This window comes from Pseudomonas sp. EL_65y_Pfl2_R96, assembly GCF_963970905.1.
In the GTDB taxonomy this organism is placed as follows: Bacteria; Pseudomonadota; Gammaproteobacteria; order Pseudomonadales; family Pseudomonadaceae; genus Aquipseudomonas.
Genome location: NZ_CAXAQH010000330.1, coordinates 1 through 458 on the forward strand (window position 1 = coordinate 1; position 458 = coordinate 458).

Genomic DNA, 458 nt, shown 5'->3' on the forward strand with positions numbered 1-458 from the left:
GAGTCAAAGTAATAGGAGCCAGCGCTATATTGCAGGAAGGCGTTGGTCGTGCGGTTCTCGGCGTATTCAAACAGGCCCTTGAAATCGTGCTGCCCAGCCTTGAAGCGCAGCAGGAAGGAGCCGTCATAAGTGTCCGTGAACAGAGCGTTGGTCTGACGGCTGATGTCCGGGCCAAGCGCGACAACCGGGTTGCCGCTGCCGCAGGAGGTCGCATTGTCGCCGTTACCAGCAACCGGCGTAAGGACGCTGGTCGGGGCGGTGCAGACGCGGAACTGCGCAAAGCCGCGGCCCAATTCAGGATTCTGGCCACGCGTATAGGCCTTGTAAACGAAACGCGTTTCGGTCGAGACCCGGTCACTCCAATCCGAGTTCAACTGGGCAATACCGGTACGCAGCAGTTCGGTCAGCTTGTAACCGTTCGAGGCGAGACCAAGAGCAGGCGACGTCGTCGATCCGCT

1 protein-coding gene is annotated in these 458 nt (G+C 59.8%); it reads right to left on the reverse strand.

Annotated elements, in window-relative coordinates:
• Positions 1 to 458 (reverse strand): hypothetical protein (locus AACY49_RS30885; RefSeq protein WP_339528101.1); only part of this gene is annotated, 458 nt, incomplete at both ends.